Genomic DNA, 17,952 nt, shown 5'->3' with positions numbered 1-17,952 from the left:
TCATCTCCCCACGAAGGTCAGCCGGCCACCGCTCGCGCGCACGATGCCGACGTCGTCGGCGCCGATCCCGCGGTGGTTGTCCCGGGCGAACGAATAAGTGCCGACGACACCGGAGACGCCCCGCAGGCTCTCCAGCGCGTCGCGGGTTCCGGCGACGTCGCCGTGCGCCTTCTCCAGCGCCTGCGCCACGAGCAGCACACCGTCGTAGGCGACGCCGGGGCCGAAGTCGGGGTCGGCACCGTAGCGGGCGCGGAACTCGTCGTGGTAACCGCGTTCGAGCTGCTGCACCTGGGTGCTGGTGCGCTGCTGCTGGAACCAGAAGTCGCGGGTCGCCGGGATGAGCAGCGTCTGCGGGGTGTAGTCGGCGATGCGGCGCAGGAACGCGTAGGTGAGGTTTCCGTCGGTCGTCGCCACGGGAAGCTCGAGTCCCATCTGGTCGATGCCCTTGAACGCGACCCCGGCGGCCGCACCGCTGCTCCAGACCACCAACGCCTGCGGTTTGCCCGAAGTGGCGGCCTGCAGCTGCGAGGTGACCGACACCGCGGTCGGGCTGTAGCTGGCCTGCCCCACGAGGGCAACGCCGGTGTGCGCGGCGGCCGTCTGGAGAGCGTGCGCGCCGTCGAGACCACTCGCGTCGGTGGTGTTGATGAGCCCGACGCGGGTGATGCCCTGGCTCTTCCAGTACGCCAGCAGGCGCTCGGCGAGCGTGTCGGTCGGCGCACTGGCCGACCACTGGTACGAACCCGGTTTCGGCTTCACCCCGGGGGAAAGGCAGTAGTCGACCAGCTTCGCGCTGGACGCCAGCGGGATCACGGCCTGGCACGGACCCGACAGTGAAGGCCCGACGAGCGCGTCGACGCTGCCGAGCATCTTGCGCGTCTGCAGCACGGCCTGCGCGGGGTTGCTCTGGTCGTCGGCGGTGCGCAGCCGCAACGGCTTGCCGTTGACGCCGCCGCGCGCGTTGATCTGGTCCACCGCCAGCTGCGCACCCTGCAGCTCGCCGACGCCGAGCTGGCTGCCGGTGCCGGTCTGGCTGGTGATGAGGCCGAGGGTGTAGCCGTCACTCGATGCAGCGGAAGCGGAACAGCCGGCCGTGGCGAGCGCGAGAGCCGCGACCACGAATCCGAAGCGACGCCGGGGTGGGGACGGTCTCGGCGGAGGGGAGAACTGAGTCATGGTTCACCAGTCTTCTGCGATGAAGAAGTGCGCTCTGTCTAACAGAGGTAGAGACCGGGGTCAAGGCACAGGTTCGCCGTGCTTTCCCGCGCTCGGGGACGGTTGCGCTCAGCGGTTTCCGCTGTGCGCACAGTCGGGTTCTTGGCTGCCGGCCAGGGGTTCCCGGCGCGCGCCAGCCGGCCCGTGGCGATCACCGCGGGCCGCCGGGTTCACGACTTGCCGTACGATTCTGCTATGAAGAAGCCCGCTCTCGACCCCTCCGGCGCCCACTCGCCCGCGCCGCAGTACCCGATCGATTCGGTCGACAAGGCGCTTCGGATCCTGTTGCTCCTGGGGGATCGCCCCGAGCTGCGGATGACGGACGTGGCCGAGTACCTGGGCGTCGCGTCCTCCACCGCCCACCGGCTGCTGGCGATGCTGCAGTACCGCGGCTTCATCCGGCAGGACGCGCGGACGAAGGCCTACCGGCCGGGCACGTCGCTCACGGCCGTCGCGTTCGCGATCCTGCAGCGCTTCGACGTGCGCGAGACACTGCGGCCGTTCCTGGAGAAGCTCAACACGGAGTTCGCCGAGACCGTGCACCTCGCGATCCTCGACGGCACCACCGTGCGGTTCATCGAGGCCATCGAAAGCCCTCGCGCCGTGCGCGTCGCCTCGCGCCTCGGCCAGGCGATGCCCGCCAACTGCACGTCGACCGGCAAGGCGCTGCTCGCCGAGCTGTCCACCGAGGACCTGCACCGCATGTACCCGGACGAGCAGCTGGAGACGCTCACCCCCAACTCCATCGGCACGCGCGGCGAGCTGGAGCTGGAGATCGAGAGCGTGCGCCGGCGCGGGTACGCGACCAGCAGCGAGGAGAGCGAGGAAGGCGTGGCGTCGGTCGCCGTCGCCTTCCCCGCCGGCAACCTCCCGGCGCGCCTCGCGCTGAACGTCTCCCTGCCCGTCGGGCGCCTGTCCCGCGCCGAGGTGCGCGAGATCGGCGAACGCCTCAAGGAGACGGTCGCCGAAGCCACGCCACTGCTGCACTGACGGAGCCGGGCGATTTCGTGGCGCCCCGCCCTTGCTGAAGGCAGGGCCTCGGCACCACCGCCTCCCGCGCGCTAACCGAGCCGGGCGAGCTCGTGCCGCCACGCCACGCCCTCGTTGAACGCCGGCCCCAGATCCGGCAGCTCCGCCAGATCCTCCGGCGGCAGATCGACCAGCCGCCCACCGGCACTCACCACCGCCAGCGCCATCCGCGCGAGTGCGTCCACCGACACCGCCCGCAGCACGGCCTCCTGCACCGACCCGCCGCGACTCGTGAGCCCGTGTCCCCGCAGCACGACGACCGGCCGCGAGCCCATCGCCGCCACCATCTCCTGCGCCAGCCCGCGGTTGCGCACCAGCACCCCGCGCGGGTACACCGGCACCCCGCCGGCCGCGAGCTTGGCGCCCGGGATGTCGTAGGCGCCCACGATGGGCCGGATCGCGAGCCCCGCCAGGTCGGCGGCGACGACGGACGGCGGGTGCGCGTGCACCACGGCCTCCGCGGTGGGATCGGTGCGCAGGACCTCGGTGTGCAGCGGCAGTTCGTTGGGCACCGACCAGCCGTCGAGCTCACCGTCGGCCGCGGCGGCGCCGTCGAGGTCGACCAGGCGGATGTCCTCGGGTGTGGTCCACGCGAGGCCCCGCTCGCGTGGCCCGCGGCAGCGGACGAGGATCCGCTGCTCGTCCACGCGCAGGGAAACGTGGCCGAGGAAACCCTCCGCCAGGCCGCGCGCGGCGAGCACGCGGCAGGCGTCGGACACCAGCCGCCGCTGCGGCTCGAAGTCCGTCATGCCGCGCTCACCGGCGAGATCACCTTGTCCAGCATGGAAAGTCCTTCCTTGTAAGGGGTCCCGGCGGTGACGAGCCGGCGCGCGGCGACGAGCAGCCGCGGCCAGTTCACCGTGACGACCGCGGACAGCCGGCCATCGTCCGCGCGGTAGAGGGCGGCGAAACGCGGCGGGTCGGCGGCGGGATCACCCACCAGCTCGAACCCGCTCGCGCGGTCCGGCCGGCCGGCGATCTGGATCTTCCAGTCGTACTGGTCGCTCCACGCGTATTCGGTGGGCCGGTACTCGACCGGCGCGCCGGGGTGCGTGATGTTGTGCGCCACGCAAGCCGCCTGCTCGACCGCGTTGGTCCAGTGCTCCACACGCACGTGCTCGCCGTGGCCGGCGTGGAACCAGCGCGCGACGTCACCGACGCCGAAAATCTCGGGATGCCCGGTGGCGCGGCAGAACTCGTCGCACACCAGGCCGTTGTCCAGCTCCAGCCCGGATCCGGCGAGCCACTCGACGGCCGGCACCGCGCCGATGCCGACCACGACCGTGCCCGCGGGCAGCACGGTCCCGTCGGTGAGGGTCACCTCCAGCGCCCCCACCCGGCCGGACACCGCCCGCACGCCGGTGCCGAAGCGCGTCTCGACGCCGTGGCGCCGGTGCACGTCGCCGACCAGGCGGCCCACCTCGTCGCCGAGCACGCGCGCGATCGGCGCGGGCAGCGGGTCGACGATGGTCACCGCGCGTCCGGCGGCGTGCGCGGTGGCGGCGACCTCGGCGCCGATGAACCCGCCGCCGACGACCACGAGCGGCCCCGGCTCGGCGAGCGCGGCCCGCAGGCCTGTGCCGTCGGCCAGCGTCCGCAGCACGTGCACGCCGGAGGCCGCCCACGGCGAGGGCCGTGCGCCGGCGCCGGTGGCGATCACCAGGGTGTCGTAACCGACGGCACCACCGTCGGCCAGCTCGACGGTGCGCGCGGCCGGGTCGAGCCCCGTCGCGGCGACGCCGAGCCGCAGCTCGATCCGCTGCTCGGCGGCCTCGGCCGAGGTGAGCAACGCGAGCCGGTCGTGCTCCCACGCGCCGGCGAGGAACTGCTTGGACAGCGGCGGTTTGTCGTAGGGCAGGTGCGGCTCGGCTCCGATGAGGACGATCCGGCCGTCGTGGCCCTGCGCCCGCAGCGCCTGCGCCGTGCGGACGCCGCCCACGGACGCCCCGACGATCACGACCGTGCTCATCCGTCCACCACACCCAGTGCCTTGACCGGGCAGCTGCGCGCGGCCGCTTCCACGCGGACGCGGTCGGCCTCGGGGACCGTTTCGGTCAGCAGGACCACTTTGCCGTCGTCGTCGATGTCGTAGACGTCGGCGGCGGTGGTGAGGCAGTTGCCGTACCCCTGGCAGAGGTCGGTGTCGGCGGTGAGCTTGGCCATGAGGTATCTCCGTTCAGGATCGTCGGCGGAGCCGTTCAGGATCGTTTGCGGGGTGCGGAAACGCCGATGCCGCCGTCGGGGTGCACGGCGTGCCCGGTGATGCCGCGGGCACGGTCGGAGGCGAGGAACACGTAGCTCCACGCGTGGTCCTCGCCGCTGAGCGCCACGTGCAGCGGCACGCGGGCGGCGAGCTCCTCGGCCCGCCGCGGCGCATCGCCGAGGCTGCGCTCGGCCGTGCCCAGGCTGGGCAGGCCACGCAGGTCGGTGCCGAGCGTGCCGCCCGGCGCGACGCCGTTCACGCGGATCTCCGGCGCGAGGTCGTGCGCGAGCGCGGTGACGAGCCCGCGCACGGCGAACTTCGACGACAGGTACAGCACCCCGCCCCGGCCCGGGTAGTACGACGACGTCGATTCGGTCAGCAGCACCACGCCGTGGCCCGAGCGCTTCAGCTCCGGCAGCGCGGCCTTCACCGAGTGCAGGTGGCTCTTGACGTTCGTGCGGAACATCTCGTCGAACGCGTCGTCGAGCACGTCGGCGTCGAGGTCCTCGACGCTGCGGTAGAAGTCGAACACGCCCACGCAGTTGACGAGCACGTCGAGCCCGCCGAACGCGGCCACGGCGGCGGCGACCGCGGTGTCGTTGGCCGCCCGGGTGGTGGCGTCGCCGACCGTCACCGGCACATCCGGGGCCTCGGCTTCGAGTGCCTTCGCCTTGGCCGCGTCGCGTTCAAGCACGGCGACTCGGGCGCCTTCCGAGCGGAACGCGTCGACCACGGCCCGGCCGATGCCGGACCCGGCGCCGACGACCAGCGCGCGCCGGCCCGCCAGCCAGCCGGTCACGAGTCCTCCTCCTCGGCGGGCACGAGCGGGCCGAACGGGTGGCCGATCATGGCGGAGAACGTCTCGGTGTTCTGCCAGGTCAGCGCCTCCAGCTCCAGCGGGCACAACGCCACCCACTGCCCCGATTTCGGCGACTCGATCAGCAGCCGGGCCCCGTTGCGCGTGTCGACGCGCCGCACCAGGATCTCGGCGAACTCGTTGCCGACCCGCAGCACCTCGCCCGTCGTGTGGGCGACCAGCTCGTCGTGTTCCGCGGCAGCCGCGGCCGCCGCGCGGGCGTCCTCGGCCTCGCCTTCCCACTGCAGGTTCACAGGAAGATCGCCAGGTTCTGCATCCGGATCACCGAATCGTCGACGAGGATCGTGCGCCGCGCGAGCTGCCAGCCGTCGGGTGTTTGGCGCAGCAGGTCCTCGCGCCCGGCGGAGACGATCGAGCCGGGCAGCACGTCGCCGCGGCTGCGGAACAGCAGCGTCGCCGAGTCCACGACGAGGTGGTTTTCGTCCTCGGTCGCGAAGGTGCGCACGTTGGACAGGTGGTGGCGCAGCCGCGAAGGCGGGTCCTCCGTCCAGGCGTGCTCGGTCAGGAACCGCGCGACGCGCCGGGAAAGCGAGTACTTGTCCTCGTCGAAGTGCGCCATGCCGGGCGCGGTGTCGAAGCCGGCGCCCAGCGCGGTGGTCACCCGCACCGGCATCAGGTAGTGGATGTCCTCGGCGAGTGTGGTCAGCCACTGCTCGTAGTCCTGCGCGTCGAGCAGCCAGGCCTCGTCGACCAGCCACTGGTGCGCCTGCCGGTGGCGGTCGTCGTCGAACGGCAGGGGCCGGCCGGTGCGCTGGATGCGCGACGCGTGGGCACCGAGCGCCGAGCGGCTGGAGTGCGTTCCGGTGCTCATGCCTGCACCGCCCCGACCTCCAGCGCGGTGGCCGTCTTGACCGGCTGTTCGAGGTGGTCGGCCCAGCGGTTGAGCAGCTCACGCTGGTTGTACTCGCCGTAACCGGTGTGCGCGACACCCGGGCCGTGGAACTGCTCCGGCGTGAGCGCCGGCACCACCTCGGTGTCGTCTTCGAGGATTCCCATGCGGCTGTTGAGCTTCAGCCGCCGCGCCATCGAGCCGGCGGCGGTGTTGGTGAGCGAGACCCAGTTCTCCACGTCGTCCTGCTCGAACATGCCGGTGGAGCCGAAGCACATCAGATAAGCCTTGTACGACAGGGCTTTGTACTCCTCGGGCGCCTCGGCGTCGACCGCGAACCAGGACAGCACCTCGGTCTCGTTCTCGCTGATCGGCTGCCACTGGCGAACGGAGATGAACGGCAGCACGTCGTCCGAATCCGCGACCCGCGGCCAGTTGTGCACGAACGAGAGGTTCGGGAACACCGACGCGGCGGAGATCATGAAGCCGTCCTCGCCGATCATCTGCTGCTGCGCCTGGGAGAACGTGGTCTTCATCCGGTCGACCATCTCCTGCGGGTAGCCGACGTAGCGCGTGCGCTCGTCGAACCCGCCCGGCGGCAGCTTGTACGTGGTGCCCCCGCCGTTGCCGGCCCAGTAGGTGGCGCCGTCCTTGCGTTTCTCCGCCTTGGGCTCGCGGAACAGGCCGATCTCCACGACGGACGTGTGCGTCTGCGGCGTGTGGTACATGTCGCCGGCGAAGTTCTCCGCGCCGATCTTCCAGTTGGCCTTCACGCGCCAGCGCTGCGGGCCGCGCAGCTCGATCCCGCTCGGGCTCTGCTTGGTGTAGAAGTCGAGGTAGAAGCGGAAATCCCCGAGGAAGTCCACCAGCGGCCCGGCGTCCGGGTCGAGCGAGATGAAGATCATCCCGTTGTAGGTGTCGAGGTTCGGCGCCGGCAGCAGCCGCTGGCCCTTGCGCTTGAACCCGGCCTCGCCGCCGTAGGCTTCCTGGTGGAACGGCAGCCCGACGATCCGGCCGTCGTTGCGGTAGGACCAGCCGTGGTAGGGGCAGCGAAAGTGCGACGCGTTGCCCATCTCCGCACGGCAGACCTGCATCCCGCGGTGCAGACACATGTTGAAGTGCGCCCGGATCTCACCCTTCTCGTCGCGGGTGACGATGAACGAGTCGTCCAGCACGCGGCGCACCACGTAGTCCCCGGGCTTGGCGATCTCCGACTCGTGGGCCACGAACAGCCACGCCCGGCCGAACACGCGCTCCTTCTCCAGCTCGAAGATCTCCCGGTCGTTGTAGATGTGCGCCGGGATCATCCCCCGCCGCACGTCGGACAGGGTGCCGGACTGATCGGTCATCGTCGCGTCTCCTCGAACCCGAAAACTCTGTAGAGCAGAACTAACCTCTGAACAGTAGAGCAGACGCAGAGTTCGGGCGTCAATCGGCACAACCGGCCTTGACAGTTGAGTTACGAAATGTAAGCTACGTCTCGTAACTTAGCGTGTGCGCGAGGGCATCGCGGGGGTCGCCCTGCGCACGGACGACACCGCGGCGGTGGCCGCGCAGTGGCGGGCAGCGGGCTTCGCCACCACGGACCCCCATGCCGTGCGGCGCCCGGTCGAACTGTCCGACGGCACCGAGGTCGAGGCAGCCTTCTCGATCGCCCGGCTCACCGACGTCGCCGGGTACCTCCACCTGTTCTCCAACGAGATTCACACGCCCGAGTACACCTGGATCCCGGCGCTGATGAAGCACCCGAACACGGCGTGGGGCCTCGACCACGTCGGGATCGTCGCCGGGGACGCGACGACGTGCGCCGCCGAGGTCGCCCGCGTGTTCGCGACCGAACCCGAGCGTCCCACGCCTGGGACCTTCGAGGTACCCACCGGTGGCAACCCGATCGTCTACCTGACCCCCGCCGCGTTCACCACGACCTACCCCGGCATCGACCTGCCGCCGACCGGGCTGACGGTGCTGGCGGTCAAGGTGTCCGACCAGGACACCGCGGCTGCGCACCTGTGCTCAGCCGATGTTCCTTTCACGACAACGGAGCGCGGTCTGGTGGTGGCACCCGAACACGCGAACGGGGTCCTGCTGGTCCTGCGCGCTGCCGCACATCCCAAGGAGAACGCATGAAGTCGTCGAACTACAAGCAGCGCACCGTGGGCGACCGCACGCTGCGTCCGGAAACGCTCATGATGGGGTTCGGATATTCACCCGCGTTGTCCGAGGGCTCACTCAAGCCACCGGTGTTCCTCACCTCGACGTTCGTGTTCGAATCCGCACAACAGGGCAAGGACCAGTTCGACCTCACGGCCGGCCGGCGTGAGGCCCGTGACGGCGAGCAGGCCGGCCTCGTCTACTCCCGCTTCAACAACCCGAACTTCGAGATCCTGGAAGACCGCGTCGCCGTGTGGGACGACGCCGAACGCGGTGCCGTCTTCGCCTCGGGCATGGCGGCGATCGCCACGACGTTGCTCACGTTCTGCCGGCCCGGCGACGTCGTGCTCCACTCGCGCCCGCTCTACGGCGGCACCGAAACCCTGATCCGCAACACGCTCTCCGCGTTCGGGATCGGTTCGGCGGGCTTCACCGACGGCACCGACCAGGCCCACGTGGAGGCCGCCGCCCGAGCGGCGATGGAGCAGGGCACCGTCAGCGTGCTCTTCGCCGAGACCCCGGCCAACCCGACTGGCGGGCTGATCGACCTCAAGGTGCTCGCCGACGTCGCGGACCTGATCGGCACGCAGCAGGACCGGCGCCCGCTCGTGGTCGTCGACAACACGCTGCTGGGCCCCATGTTCCAGCAGCCGCTGCGCCACGGCGCCGACCTCGCCGTCTACTCGCTGACCAAGTACGCCGGCGGCCACAGCGACCTCATCGCGGGCGGCCTCACCGGCAGTGCCGAGCACGTCGGCCAGGTGAAGCAGACCCGCAGCGCCCTCGGGACCCAACTGGACCCGAACACGTGCTGGATGCTGCTGCGGTCGCTGGAAACTCTGCAGATCCGGGCCGAGCGCGCGGCCGACAACGCCCTGCGGCTGGCCGAGTTCCTGCGCGACCACGACCGGATCGCCCGGGTCGACTACCTCGGTTTCCTCTCCGCCGACGACCCGCGCAAGGCCGTGTTCGACCGCCAGAGCACCTCGCCGGGCTCCACGTTCTCGTTCTACGTCAAGGGCGGCGAGCCCGAGGCGTTCGCGTTCCTGGACCGCCTGCAGCTGTGCAAGCTGGCCGTAAGCCTCGGCGGCACCGAGACGTTGATCTGCCACCCCTCGTCCACCACGCACTCGGGCGTCCCGGCGCAGCTGCGTGAGGAGATCGGGCTGACGGACTCGCTCGTGCGGATCTCGGTGGGCATCGAGAACGCCGACGACCTCATCGCCGACCTCACCCAGGCGCTGGACTTCTGATGGCGCGCGCCACAGCCGGAGACTGCGAGCTGGAGTACGACACCGTCGGCCCGGAGTCCGGCGAACCGCTCGTGCTCGTGCAGGGCCTCGGTGACCAGCTGACCAAATGGGCAGACGGTTTCCCGCAGGCCCTGGCCGCGCGCGGGTTCTTCGTGATCCGCTTCGACAACCGGGACACCGGCCTGTCCACCCACTTCGCGGAAGCCGGCGTTCCCGACCCGAGCGGGACGTCGGCACTGCCCTACCGCCTGGAGGACATGGCCGCCGACGTCGTGGCGGTGCTGGACGCGGCAGGGGTGAACCGCGCGCACGTCGTCGGCGCCTCGATGGGCGGCATGATCGCACAGCTCGTGGCTACCGACCATCCACATCGGACACTGTCGCTGACGTCCATCATGTCCTCCAGCGGAAACCCGGCACTGCCTCCTCCGACACCGGAAGCGCTCGCCGCGCTGACCGCTCCGGCAGCCGATCCGGCGGACGAGGAGGCCTATGTGGACCACGCCGCCGCGGCGGCGCGCGCGCTGGGCAGCCCGGCGTACCCCTACGACGACGCCGAACTGCGCGCGACGCTGCTGTCCACAGTGCACCGCGACCACGACCCGGCGGGCATGCAGCGCCAGCTCGCCGCTCTGCTGAGCAACGGTGACCGCCGCGAGAAACTCCGGCACATCGTGGTGCCCACGCTGGTCGTCCACGGCGCCGACGACCCACTGATCCCCGCAACCGGGCGCCGAGGACACCGCGGGGGCCATCCCCGGCGCCCGGTTGCTCGTGATCCCCGGCATGGGGCACAACCTGCCGCGCGCGCTGTACGACCGCGTCGCCGACGCGATCGCCCAGCTCGCCTCCACCCCAGCCTGACCGGCCGCCCGCACTCACCCGCGCGGGCGGCTTCAGCTGTCCCGGGCCACGGCCAGGATGATGCGCTCCACCGCGTCGATCGCCTGTGGTCCGGGCAGCCGTCCCGCGATCGCCTCCCGCGACAGGGACTCCGCCGCGCCGATGACCCCCAGCATCACGGTCCGATCCAGCTCGCCCGGCAGGAACCGGTGCAGGGCTTCGAGATACAGGTCCACGTACCGCTCGCGCCCGGCGTGCAGGACCTCCGCCACGTCCGGTCCGGTCGACAACGCCGCCGTGATGGCGCCGTACTCCTGCCCGATGTGCAGCACACAGCCCACGTACGCCTCGGCCAGCAGCGTGGCCGTCTCCTCCAGCGTGCGGGCCTTCGTCTCGAACGCCACCCGGATGGCTTCGGACTGCTGTTCGTCGACTCGTTCGTACAACGCCCGCACCAGCCCGGCGCGGGTCTCGAAGTGCCCGTAGACGATCGGCTTCGTCACACCCGCCTGCTCGGCCACGCGCGCCAGCGTCAGCGCGTCGGCACCTTCCTCGCGCACCACCGCCGCGGCCGTGTCGAGCAGCTGGCCGTGCCGTTCGTCATAGGACATCCGCCGTCCGGCCACAAACCCTCCAGCCCGCAGTAAGTTACGAGAAGTATCTTACGCCATCGCGGGCCTCGTCCACTGTGGTCGTCGTCGTGCCGCGGCCACTCAGCCCTGGGCGAAGACGGCCAGCGGGTCGGTGTGCCGCGGGCGCCAGCCCAGCTCACGCTGCGCCTTGGCCGACGTGAGCCGCTGGTCGAGCGCGAACGCGTCGGCGATCGGGCCCATCTCGGCCCGCGCCTGCTCCAGGGGGATCGACGCGGTCCGGCCGGCCAGCCCCGCGCCCCGCGCACACGCCTCGGCGACCTCCTTCGCGGTCGGGTTGACGCCCCCGACGCCCACGTAGACCGACCCGGCCGCCGCGGACAGCGCGGCGACGTACAGCCGGGCGAGGTCGTCGACGTGGATGAGCGCCCAGTGGTTGGCGCCGTCGCCGAGGTAGGGGATCGCGCCGTTCTTCTTGCCGGGCTGCACGAAGAAGATGTCGATCAGCCGGTTGTCACCGCCGTAGAGCAGCCCGGGCTGCACGATCACGGGACGCCCGCCGTGCGCCAGCACCGCGTCCTCCACCGGCTTGCGCCACGCCACCGCCGCCGGCGGGTTCCAGGGCGCGGTCTCGTCCACGACGCCGTCGGTGTCGCCGTAGACCCAGGTCCCGCCGGTGTGCACGTAGGTGCCGGCTCCGACACCGTCCTGCATCGCCGTGGCCGCGGCGAGGTCCTCGTCGCCCGATTCGGCCTGCGCGAGGTGGATCACGGCTTCGGCGCGGGCCGCCGCGTCCTTCAGCACGGCCGGCTCGGTGAGCCCGCCGCGCACCGCCGTCGCACCGGCGCCCACCACCGTCGCCTCCGCGCGATCACTGCGGGCGAGCGCCGCCACGGCGTGCCCCTGCTTCACCAGCTCAGCGATCGTCGCCTGTCCGATGTAGCCGGACCCGCCGGTCAAGAAGACCCTCATGCCAACTCCCTTGCGCTCACAGTGCATACGGACCCACTGTGCGCCGGGGCCGCGGCGCACGTCCAAGACCTGTTCGAGCCGCTGTGATATCCCAAGGGCATCAGCGAACGAAAAAAGAGTGCTCCGCTCGGTGACCGGCGGAACACCGCGGCGGGATCCGGAGTTGACCGTGACATGAGCCAACTCGTGGACCGCACGATCACCGCCCTGCGCGCCGAGCACGACACCCTCGCCGCCCTCGTCCGCAGCCTCACCGACGAGCAGCTGGCCACGACCAGCGGCGCTGCCGAATGGACCGTCGCGCAAGCCCTGTCCCACCTCGGCAGCGGCGCGGAGATCGGCCGCGCGCCGATCGCGCGCGCCGCCGGCGAAACGGTGGCGGCCGAGGACAACCCGACGATCTGGGCCCGCTGGGACGCCTCCGCTCCGCGCGCGCAGGCCGAAGGGTTCCTGGAGCACAACGCCCGCTGGCTCGACACCGTCGAAGCCCTCACGCCCGAGAAACGCTCGTCGCTGACCGTCGATCTCGGCTTCCTGCCGGAGCCGGTCTCGCTGCTGACCGCCCTCGGCATGCGCCTGAACGAGGTCGCCAACCACTCGTGGGACGTCCGCGTGGCCTTCGACCCCCAGGCCGGCGTCGCGGCCGCCTCAGCGGAGGTCCTCGTCGAGCTGCTGGCCGGCCCGGTCGGCTTCATGCTGGGCTTCCTGGGCAAGCCGGCCGAACTCGGCAAGCCGGCGTCGGTCGCCATCCCGGGTGGCGGCCTGGTGATCGACGAATCCGTCACGGTGGTCGATCACCTCGAGTCACCGTCGGCAACGTTCGACGGCCCGGCCGAAGCCTTCATCCGCCTGATCAACGGCCGCCTCAAGGCGCCCTACGACACCGGCGTCAGCGTCGGCGGCGCGCTGTCCCTCGACGACCTCCGCCGCGTCTTCCCCGGCTTCTGACCGACGTGGCGACGGGCTGACCGAGTTCGAACACGGTCAGCCCGTTTTCCGGCCACTTCTCAAGCCCGCTCCGCGACCCTGCTCACGCGCTGCGCCGTCCTCGGGATCCACGTCCACAGCGCGCCGGCCGCCGCGAAGCCGACCAGGCCGCTGGCGACGATCCCCGCCCCGAGCCCGGCCAGCGCGGTCGCCCCGGCCAGCAGCAGCGGGCCCAGGCCCGAACCGATGTCGCCCAGCTCGTTCCAGATGCCGAGGTGCGTCGGGCGGCCGACGGCCGGCGAAACGTCGGCGCCGAGCGTCATCACGATGCCCGAGCCGATGCCGTTGCCGAAACCCATCACCATGGCCACGACGGTGAGCAGAACCGCCCCGTGCGTGAACGGCATGAGCACGAAGGAGGCGCCGAGCACGAACGCGGATGGCACCGCGACCCACCGCCGCCCCCGGCGGTCCATCACCTTGCCCGCCGGGTAGAAGACCAGGGCGTCGAGCGCGCCGGCGAACCCGTAGACGAGCGAGCTGACCGTGGGCGACAGACCGAGGTGCGCGGCCCACAGGGGCACCACGGTCTGTCGCGTCTGCCGGATCCCCGACAGCAGCAGGATGCCGACACCGAGCGTCGCGTACACCCGCCACTTCTGCTTGACCATCCCCCATGTCGTGATCGCCGCCGCGGCCGCGCGGTGCTCCTCGGTCGTCTCGAGGTCCGGCACCCGGTACACCACGATCCCGGCACCCAGCACCGCGACGAGGCTCAGGTAGTACGCGCCGGCCTGCCCCCACACCTGCATCGCGGCGGCCCCGGCGAACGGCCCCAGGAACAGCCCGACACGCATCGTCCCGCCCAGCGTCGACAACGCCCGCGCCCGCATGTGCAGCGGCACCCGCTCCGTCAGGTACGACTGCCGCGCGAGGCCGTACACCGCACTCGCGGCACCGATCAGCAGCACGCCGGTGCCGTACAGCACCAACGCCCCCTGGCCCGCCCCGACGTCGACCAGGCACAACACGAGCCCGACGGCCGTCACCCCCGCCGCCACCAGCATCGACTTCCGCTCACCGACGCGCGTCGCGAGGATGCCTGCCGGGATGTTCGTGATCAGCGACCCGATCCCGATCAGCGCGCCGATCAGCGCCGCCACCGACGTCGTGGCCCCCCGGTCGATCGCACTCAACGCCACGACCGGCAGCATCGATCCCTCGGCCAGCCCGAACAACGCGGCGGGCCCGTACACCGCCACGGCCACCGACCGCAGCCTGAACTCCTCAGCCACGCCGGGCTCCCCCGCGCCGGCCGGACCCGTCCGCTCTCGGAGCGCGCGGGTGCCGCTGAGCGAGGAGTCCTGGTATGTCGGTGACGAGAAGTCCTGAGCTCACGCAAGGATCTTCGCAAGCCCGCCCACGTCACCGGCTCCCTCGTGGCGAGTCCCACACCGATGCGCTCGATCGCCTCGTGTTCGGAAGCGTCCACAGTGGTCTTCGCGGATGACGGGATGCTGCGCGCCGCGCGGAAGTTCCCCTGGCTTCGTCCGCCGACGTCGGGAATGTAACGAAGGAGGTGAATGCCGCGATCGAGTGATCGGTTTCCGCGGATCCTCAAGGAGCAGCCCGTGTCGGCACGTGCCATCGTCACGATCGTCAGCCTGCTCGCCATCGGCGTCGGGGCCTATCTGGCGTTTCGCGACGTCAACGCGGCACCTCAGTTCGTCACCTCCGCCGGTGCGGCGTGCGATCCCGCGATCGAGTGGCAGGACTACGACCTCGGTGACTGCCTGCCCGCGGAGTACCGACCGTCGGCGGGCGTGGGACTCGCGCCGCTCGGGCTCCTCGGGTTGATCTACGCGCGTCTCCAGATGAGCCCGCCGCCGAAGGCTTAGCCTGCCGCGCAAACGCGTCCCAGGAAGTCGCGGATCAGCTCAGCCACCTCGTCGACCGCGGTCTCGAGCAGGAAGTGGCCACCGTCCAGCAGGTGAACCTCCGCGGCGGGCACATCCGCCTTGAAAGCCGTCGCGCCCTCCGGGCCGAAGATCGGGTCGTTCTTGCCCCACACCGCGAGCACCGGGGGCTGCTGCGCACGCAGGTACTCGTGCAGCGCCGGGTACAGCGGCGGGTTCGTGGCGTAGTCACGGAACAGGGCGAGCTGGATCTCGTCGTTGCCCGGCCGGGAAAGCAGCGCGAAGTCGTGGTTCCACGCGTCCGGGCTGACGAGCGACTCGTCCGGCGCGCCGGCGAGGTACTGCCACTTCGTGAGGTCCAGGCTGAGGGCGCCGCGGATGTTCGCCTCCGTCTCGGCGTTCTGCTCGGCCTGGTAGTCCCACACGGTCTTCCAGAAGCCCTCGACGAAGCCGGCCTCGTAGCCGTTGCCGTTCTGCGTGACGATCGCGGTGATGGCACCCGGGTCGGCGAGCGCGAGGCGCCAGCCGATGGGGGCGCCGTAGTCCTGCACGTAGATCGCGTAGCGGGTGATGTCGAGCTGACGCAGCAGACCGGCCGTGAGGTCGGCCAGCGCGTCGAAGGTGTAGTCGAACTCGTCGGCCGAAGGCGCGTCGGACAGGCCGAAGCCCAGGTGGTCGGGCGCGATCACGCGGTAACGGTCGGCGAGGGCGGGGATCAGGGTGCGGAACATGAACGAGCTGGTCGGGAATCCGTGCAGCAGCACGATCACCGGGGCGTCGGCCGGGCCGGCCTCGCGGTAGAAGAGCTGCCGGCCGTCGACGGTCGCGTAGCGGTGGTGAACAGCGGTCATGGCTTTAACTCCTAACGTGGTGTTTGATGGTTAGAACTGAAACAGAGGCCATCTAACTTGTCAACCCCGACTTTGCCGGTTAGCCTGGCGTGGTGACCGACGAGAAGCTGCTGCTCGATCTCCTGAACACCACCCCGGTGGTCGACGGGACACCGCACGACGAGCTCGCGAACGCCGAGCTGGGCCGGGGCTGGCTGGCGGCCCACGGGCAGCCGGCGTCGCCGCAGGAGTGGCGGGCGCTGGTCGACGTGCGGGCGGCGTTGCAGGACGTGGTGCGCGGCGCGGCGGGGCCCGAGGCCCTCGCGCCGTTCGTCGAAGGCATGAGCTACCGCGCGGTTTTCGACGGCAGCGGCATCAAGTGGGACCTCGACACCGCGTCCGGTCGTGCGGCCGCCTCGCGCGCCGTGCTGGCCTGGGACACGCTGCGGCACGAGAGCCCCGGCCGGCTGCGGCCGTGCGCGAACCCGGAGTGCCGCCTTTTTCTCATCGACCACAGCAAGCCGAACACCGCCCGCTGGTGCTCGATGGCCGTGTGCGGCAACCGGATGAAGGCCCGTCGCCACTACCAGCGCACCCGCCAGGCCGGCGCGAGCCCTGATCATGGGTGACGACGGTGAGGACGACCGCCCGATCGCGGGAAAACCGCGGCTGCGCGGCCGCACGCTCGCCCGTCTCGCCAAGCTGACGGGCATCTCCGCCGGGCACCGGGGGCACAACACGTCCGCGCGTCCCGCGCGGGTGCTCATCTCGCCGGCGGTGCACCATCCCGTCGCCGGTCACCAGTGAAGGAGACAGTCGTGCGTGTGCTCACCCTGCGGCGTTACCCGGTGAAATCGATGCTCGGCGAAGACGTGAGCGAGGCCCGCGTCGACGCCACCGGGCTCGACGGCGATCGCGCGCTCGCGCTGATCGACACCCGCACCGGGCTCGTCGCCACCGCGAAACACCCGCGGTTGTGGCGCCGGCTGCTGGAGTTCGCCGCCGAGACCGACGGCCACATCGTCATCACCTTCCCCGACGGCACCCGGCTACCCGCCGAAGCCCCCGAGGCCGGCTCGCGCCTGTCGCAGCTGCTGGGCCGCGCGGTCACCGTGTCCGGCACCCGCCCCGACGGCGCGTCCGTCGAACGCCCGGCCCCCGAAGACGTGCTCGACCACGGCGTGAGCGCGATCGTTCCGGCCCAGACGCTGGAGATCGGCCAGGGCACCACCGGCCGCAACTTCGTGGACCACTCCCCGATCCACCTCATCAGCACCGCGACGCTGGAGCACCTCGACACCGAAGCCGTCCGCTATCGGCCCAACCTGGTGATCGCGACCCCGCCCGGCACCGAGCCGTTCGTCGAGAACCACTGGCTGGGCAGGGAAATCCAGGTCGGTGACACCGGCGCCACGCTGCGGGTCACCCTGCCCACCCCGCGGTGCGCCGTGCCGTCGCTCGCCCACGGCACGCTGCCGCGCAACCCACAGGCCGTGCGGGCGGTGCTGGAGGGCAACCGCGTGGACGTCGCCGGGCTCGGCAAGGCCATGCCGTGCGCGGGCGCGTACGCCGAGGTCGTGCGCCCGGGCACCCTGCACCTCGACGATCCGATCACGCTCGCCTGATCAGTCCCCCACGAACACCAGCGCTTCCGACAAGGGCTTGCGCGTGAGGTCCGGTACCTCACAGTCGTCGGCCGGATAGCCGACGGGGAAGAGGATGTACGGCCGCTCGCTCGCCGGGCGGCGGAGCACGCGGCCCAGGAACGCCATCGGGTTGGGCGTGTGCGTCAGCGTCGCGAGTCCCATCGAGTGCAGCGCCGCGATGAAAAACCCACACGCGATGCCGACACTCTCCGACGTGTAGTACGTCTTCTGCGGCTGATCGTTTCCCACCAGCCGGTGTTTCTGCGCGAACACGACCACCAGCCACGGCGCGACCTCGAGGAACTCCTTGTGTTCGCTGGTTTCCAGCGGCGCGAGCGCGGCGCGCCATTCGGGGATCTCGCGCTCCCGGTAGAACTTGCGCTCTTCCTGTTCAGCCGCGAAGCGGATCCGCTGTTTCACCACCGGATCCTGGGTGGCCACGAACGTCCACGGCTGCTGGTGCGCACCACTGGGCGCGGTGTTGGCCGCCCGCACCGCGAGCTCGATCGCCTCGACCGGCACGGGGTCCGGTGAGAACCAGCGCACGGAACGCCGCCGCTCGAGGTGCCGGTGGAACTCGGCGCCGCGGCGCAGCCCTTCGTCGACGGGTAGCCGTGGCGGCGAATACGGCACGAACGGGTGGCGGTGCTGGCGCTGCTCGGTCACTCCGA

General features: G+C 71.1%; 21 protein-coding genes and 1 pseudogene. 9 read left to right on the top strand and 13 right to left on the bottom strand.

Translation table 11 applies throughout. The features are described from left to right. Positions 1 to 1,119 (bottom strand): ABC transporter substrate-binding protein, encoded by a 1,119-nt coding sequence (locus ACWEOE_RS14795; protein ID WP_452008594.1) that lies wholly within the window; start codon positions 1,117 to 1,119, stop codon positions 1 to 3. A gap of 291 nt (positions 1,120 to 1,410) precedes the next feature. On the opposite strand from ACWEOE_RS14795, the gene ACWEOE_RS14790 reads away from it, so the two are divergent. Then, positions 1,411 to 2,205, top strand: a complete 795-nt coding sequence (locus tag ACWEOE_RS14790) for an IclR family transcriptional regulator (protein WP_452008591.1) — start codon at positions 1,411 to 1,413, stop codon at positions 2,203 to 2,205. Positions 2,206 to 2,276: 71 nt separating this feature from the next. On the opposite strand, the gene ACWEOE_RS14785 is transcribed toward ACWEOE_RS14790, so the two are convergent. The 7 genes from ACWEOE_RS14785 to ACWEOE_RS14755 are packed head-to-tail and all read right to left on the bottom strand — an operon-like array spanning position 2,277 to position 7,502. Continuing rightward, a complete protein-coding gene (locus ACWEOE_RS14785; RefSeq protein WP_452008588.1) occupies positions 2,277 to 2,993 on the bottom strand; it encodes a class II aldolase/adducin family protein in 717 nt (238 codons plus the stop codon). Beyond that, positions 2,990 to 4,213, bottom strand: a complete 1,224-nt coding sequence (locus tag ACWEOE_RS14780) for an NAD(P)/FAD-dependent oxidoreductase (protein ID WP_452008585.1) — start codon at positions 4,211 to 4,213, stop codon at positions 2,990 to 2,992. The genes ACWEOE_RS14785 and ACWEOE_RS14780 overlap by 4 nt, the downstream gene beginning before the upstream one ends. Continuing rightward, the gene (locus ACWEOE_RS14775; RefSeq protein WP_452008582.1) at positions 4,210 to 4,407 is read right to left on the bottom strand and encodes a ferredoxin; all 198 of its coding nucleotides are present in this window, start codon (positions 4,405 to 4,407) and stop codon (positions 4,210 to 4,212) included. The genes ACWEOE_RS14780 and ACWEOE_RS14775 overlap by 4 nt, the downstream gene beginning before the upstream one ends. A gap of 35 nt (positions 4,408 to 4,442) precedes the next feature. After that, positions 4,443 to 5,246 (bottom strand): 3-(cis-5,6-dihydroxycyclohexa-1,3-dien-1-yl)propanoate dehydrogenase, encoded by an 804-nt coding sequence (hcaB, locus tag ACWEOE_RS14770; RefSeq protein ID WP_452008579.1) that lies wholly within the window; start codon positions 5,244 to 5,246, stop codon positions 4,443 to 4,445. After that, positions 5,243 to 5,557, bottom strand: a complete 315-nt coding sequence (locus ACWEOE_RS14765; RefSeq protein ID WP_452008576.1) for a hypothetical protein — start codon at positions 5,555 to 5,557, stop codon at positions 5,243 to 5,245. The genes hcaB and ACWEOE_RS14765 overlap by 4 nt, the downstream gene beginning before the upstream one ends. Then, on the bottom strand, positions 5,554 to 6,135 hold the full coding sequence (locus tag ACWEOE_RS14760; RefSeq protein WP_452008573.1) for a 3-phenylpropionate/cinnamic acid dioxygenase subunit beta: 582 nt from the start codon (positions 6,133 to 6,135) through the stop codon (positions 5,554 to 5,556). Before ACWEOE_RS14760 ends, ACWEOE_RS14765 begins: the two co-directional genes overlap by 4 nt. Beyond that, entirely contained in the window at positions 6,132 to 7,502 is a 1,371-nt protein-coding gene (locus tag ACWEOE_RS14755; RefSeq protein WP_452008570.1) for a Rieske 2Fe-2S domain-containing protein, read from the bottom strand. Before ACWEOE_RS14755 ends, ACWEOE_RS14760 begins: the two co-directional genes overlap by 4 nt. Before the next feature lie 145 nt (positions 7,503 to 7,647). Between ACWEOE_RS14755 and ACWEOE_RS14750 the strand changes: the two genes are divergently transcribed. The 3 genes and pseudogenes from ACWEOE_RS14750 to ACWEOE_RS14740 form a co-directional block, all read left to right on the top strand. Beyond that, complete coding sequence (locus ACWEOE_RS14750) at positions 7,648 to 8,280, top strand: VOC family protein (protein WP_452008567.1); 633 nt, start codon at positions 7,648 to 7,650, stop codon at positions 8,278 to 8,280. Further along, positions 8,277 to 9,557, top strand: coding sequence for a cystathionine gamma-synthase family protein (locus tag ACWEOE_RS14745; protein WP_452008564.1), 1,281 nt, complete (start codon positions 8,277 to 8,279; stop codon positions 9,555 to 9,557). The genes ACWEOE_RS14750 and ACWEOE_RS14745 overlap by 4 nt, the downstream gene beginning before the upstream one ends. Next, a pseudogene (locus ACWEOE_RS14740) lies at positions 9,557 to 10,231 on the top strand (alpha/beta fold hydrolase); the annotation flags it as partial. The gene ACWEOE_RS14745 and the pseudogene ACWEOE_RS14740, both read left to right, overlap by 1 nt. A 222-nt stretch (positions 10,232 to 10,453) precedes the next feature. Here the strand turns inward: ACWEOE_RS14740 and ACWEOE_RS14735 are convergent. Further along, complete coding sequence (locus ACWEOE_RS14735; protein ID WP_452008561.1) at positions 10,454 to 11,011, bottom strand: TetR/AcrR family transcriptional regulator; 558 nt, start codon at positions 11,009 to 11,011, stop codon at positions 10,454 to 10,456. A gap of 102 nt (positions 11,012 to 11,113) precedes the next feature. Continuing rightward, positions 11,114 to 11,962 carry an NAD-dependent epimerase/dehydratase family protein gene (locus ACWEOE_RS14730; RefSeq protein WP_452008558.1) on the bottom strand — a complete coding sequence of 283 codons (849 nt, stop codon included), beginning with the start codon at positions 11,960 to 11,962 and terminating at the stop codon, positions 11,114 to 11,116. A 174-nt stretch (positions 11,963 to 12,136) separates the two neighbouring features. Between ACWEOE_RS14730 and ACWEOE_RS14725 the strand changes: the two genes are divergently transcribed. Further along, positions 12,137 to 12,910, top strand: coding sequence for a maleylpyruvate isomerase family mycothiol-dependent enzyme (locus ACWEOE_RS14725; RefSeq protein WP_452008556.1), 774 nt, complete (start codon positions 12,137 to 12,139; stop codon positions 12,908 to 12,910). 59 nt (positions 12,911 to 12,969) lie between these two features. Here ACWEOE_RS14725 and ACWEOE_RS14720 read toward each other — a convergent pair whose 3' ends face one another. Then, positions 12,970 to 14,184, bottom strand: a complete 1,215-nt coding sequence (locus ACWEOE_RS14720) for an MFS transporter (protein WP_452008553.1) — start codon at positions 14,182 to 14,184, stop codon at positions 12,970 to 12,972. Positions 14,185 to 14,520: 336 nt separating this feature from the next. Between ACWEOE_RS14720 and ACWEOE_RS14715 the strand changes: the two genes are divergently transcribed. Then, positions 14,521 to 14,787 (top strand): hypothetical protein, encoded by a 267-nt coding sequence (locus ACWEOE_RS14715; protein WP_452008550.1) that lies wholly within the window; start codon positions 14,521 to 14,523, stop codon positions 14,785 to 14,787. On the opposite strand, the gene ACWEOE_RS14710 is transcribed toward ACWEOE_RS14715, so the two are convergent. After that, on the bottom strand, positions 14,784 to 15,656 hold the full coding sequence (locus tag ACWEOE_RS14710) for an alpha/beta fold hydrolase (protein ID WP_452008547.1): 873 nt from the start codon (positions 15,654 to 15,656) through the stop codon (positions 14,784 to 14,786). The two genes, ACWEOE_RS14715 and ACWEOE_RS14710, sit on opposite strands and share 4 nt — an antisense overlap. Before the next feature lie 92 nt (positions 15,657 to 15,748). On the opposite strand from ACWEOE_RS14710, the gene ACWEOE_RS14705 reads away from it, so the two are divergent. Genes ACWEOE_RS14705 through ACWEOE_RS14695 form a run of 3 tightly spaced genes read left to right on the top strand, consistent with a single transcriptional unit; the run spans position 15,749 to position 17,260 of the window. Continuing rightward, the gene (locus ACWEOE_RS14705) at positions 15,749 to 16,264 is read left to right on the top strand and encodes a CGNR zinc finger domain-containing protein (protein ID WP_452008544.1); all 516 of its coding nucleotides are present in this window, start codon (positions 15,749 to 15,751) and stop codon (positions 16,262 to 16,264) included. Further along, positions 16,257 to 16,442, top strand: coding sequence for a hypothetical protein (locus ACWEOE_RS14700; RefSeq protein ID WP_452008541.1), 186 nt, complete (start codon positions 16,257 to 16,259; stop codon positions 16,440 to 16,442). Before ACWEOE_RS14705 ends, ACWEOE_RS14700 begins: the two co-directional genes overlap by 8 nt. Positions 16,443 to 16,453: 11 nt before the next feature. Next, complete coding sequence (locus tag ACWEOE_RS14695; RefSeq protein ID WP_452008538.1) at positions 16,454 to 17,260, top strand: MOSC domain-containing protein; 807 nt, start codon at positions 16,454 to 16,456, stop codon at positions 17,258 to 17,260. Here the strand turns inward: ACWEOE_RS14695 and ACWEOE_RS14690 are convergent, their stop codons facing one another. Continuing rightward, on the bottom strand, positions 17,261 to 17,947 hold the full coding sequence (locus tag ACWEOE_RS14690; protein ID WP_452008536.1) for a nitroreductase family protein: 687 nt from the start codon (positions 17,945 to 17,947) through the stop codon (positions 17,261 to 17,263). It lies immediately after the preceding gene. Between the last annotated feature and the right edge of the window lie 5 nt (positions 17,948 to 17,952).

It is taken from the genome of Amycolatopsis sp. NPDC004368, from assembly GCF_053602515.1.
Note: the sequence above shows the minus strand (reverse complement) of the source record. Positions and strands in the feature narration are given on the sequence as shown.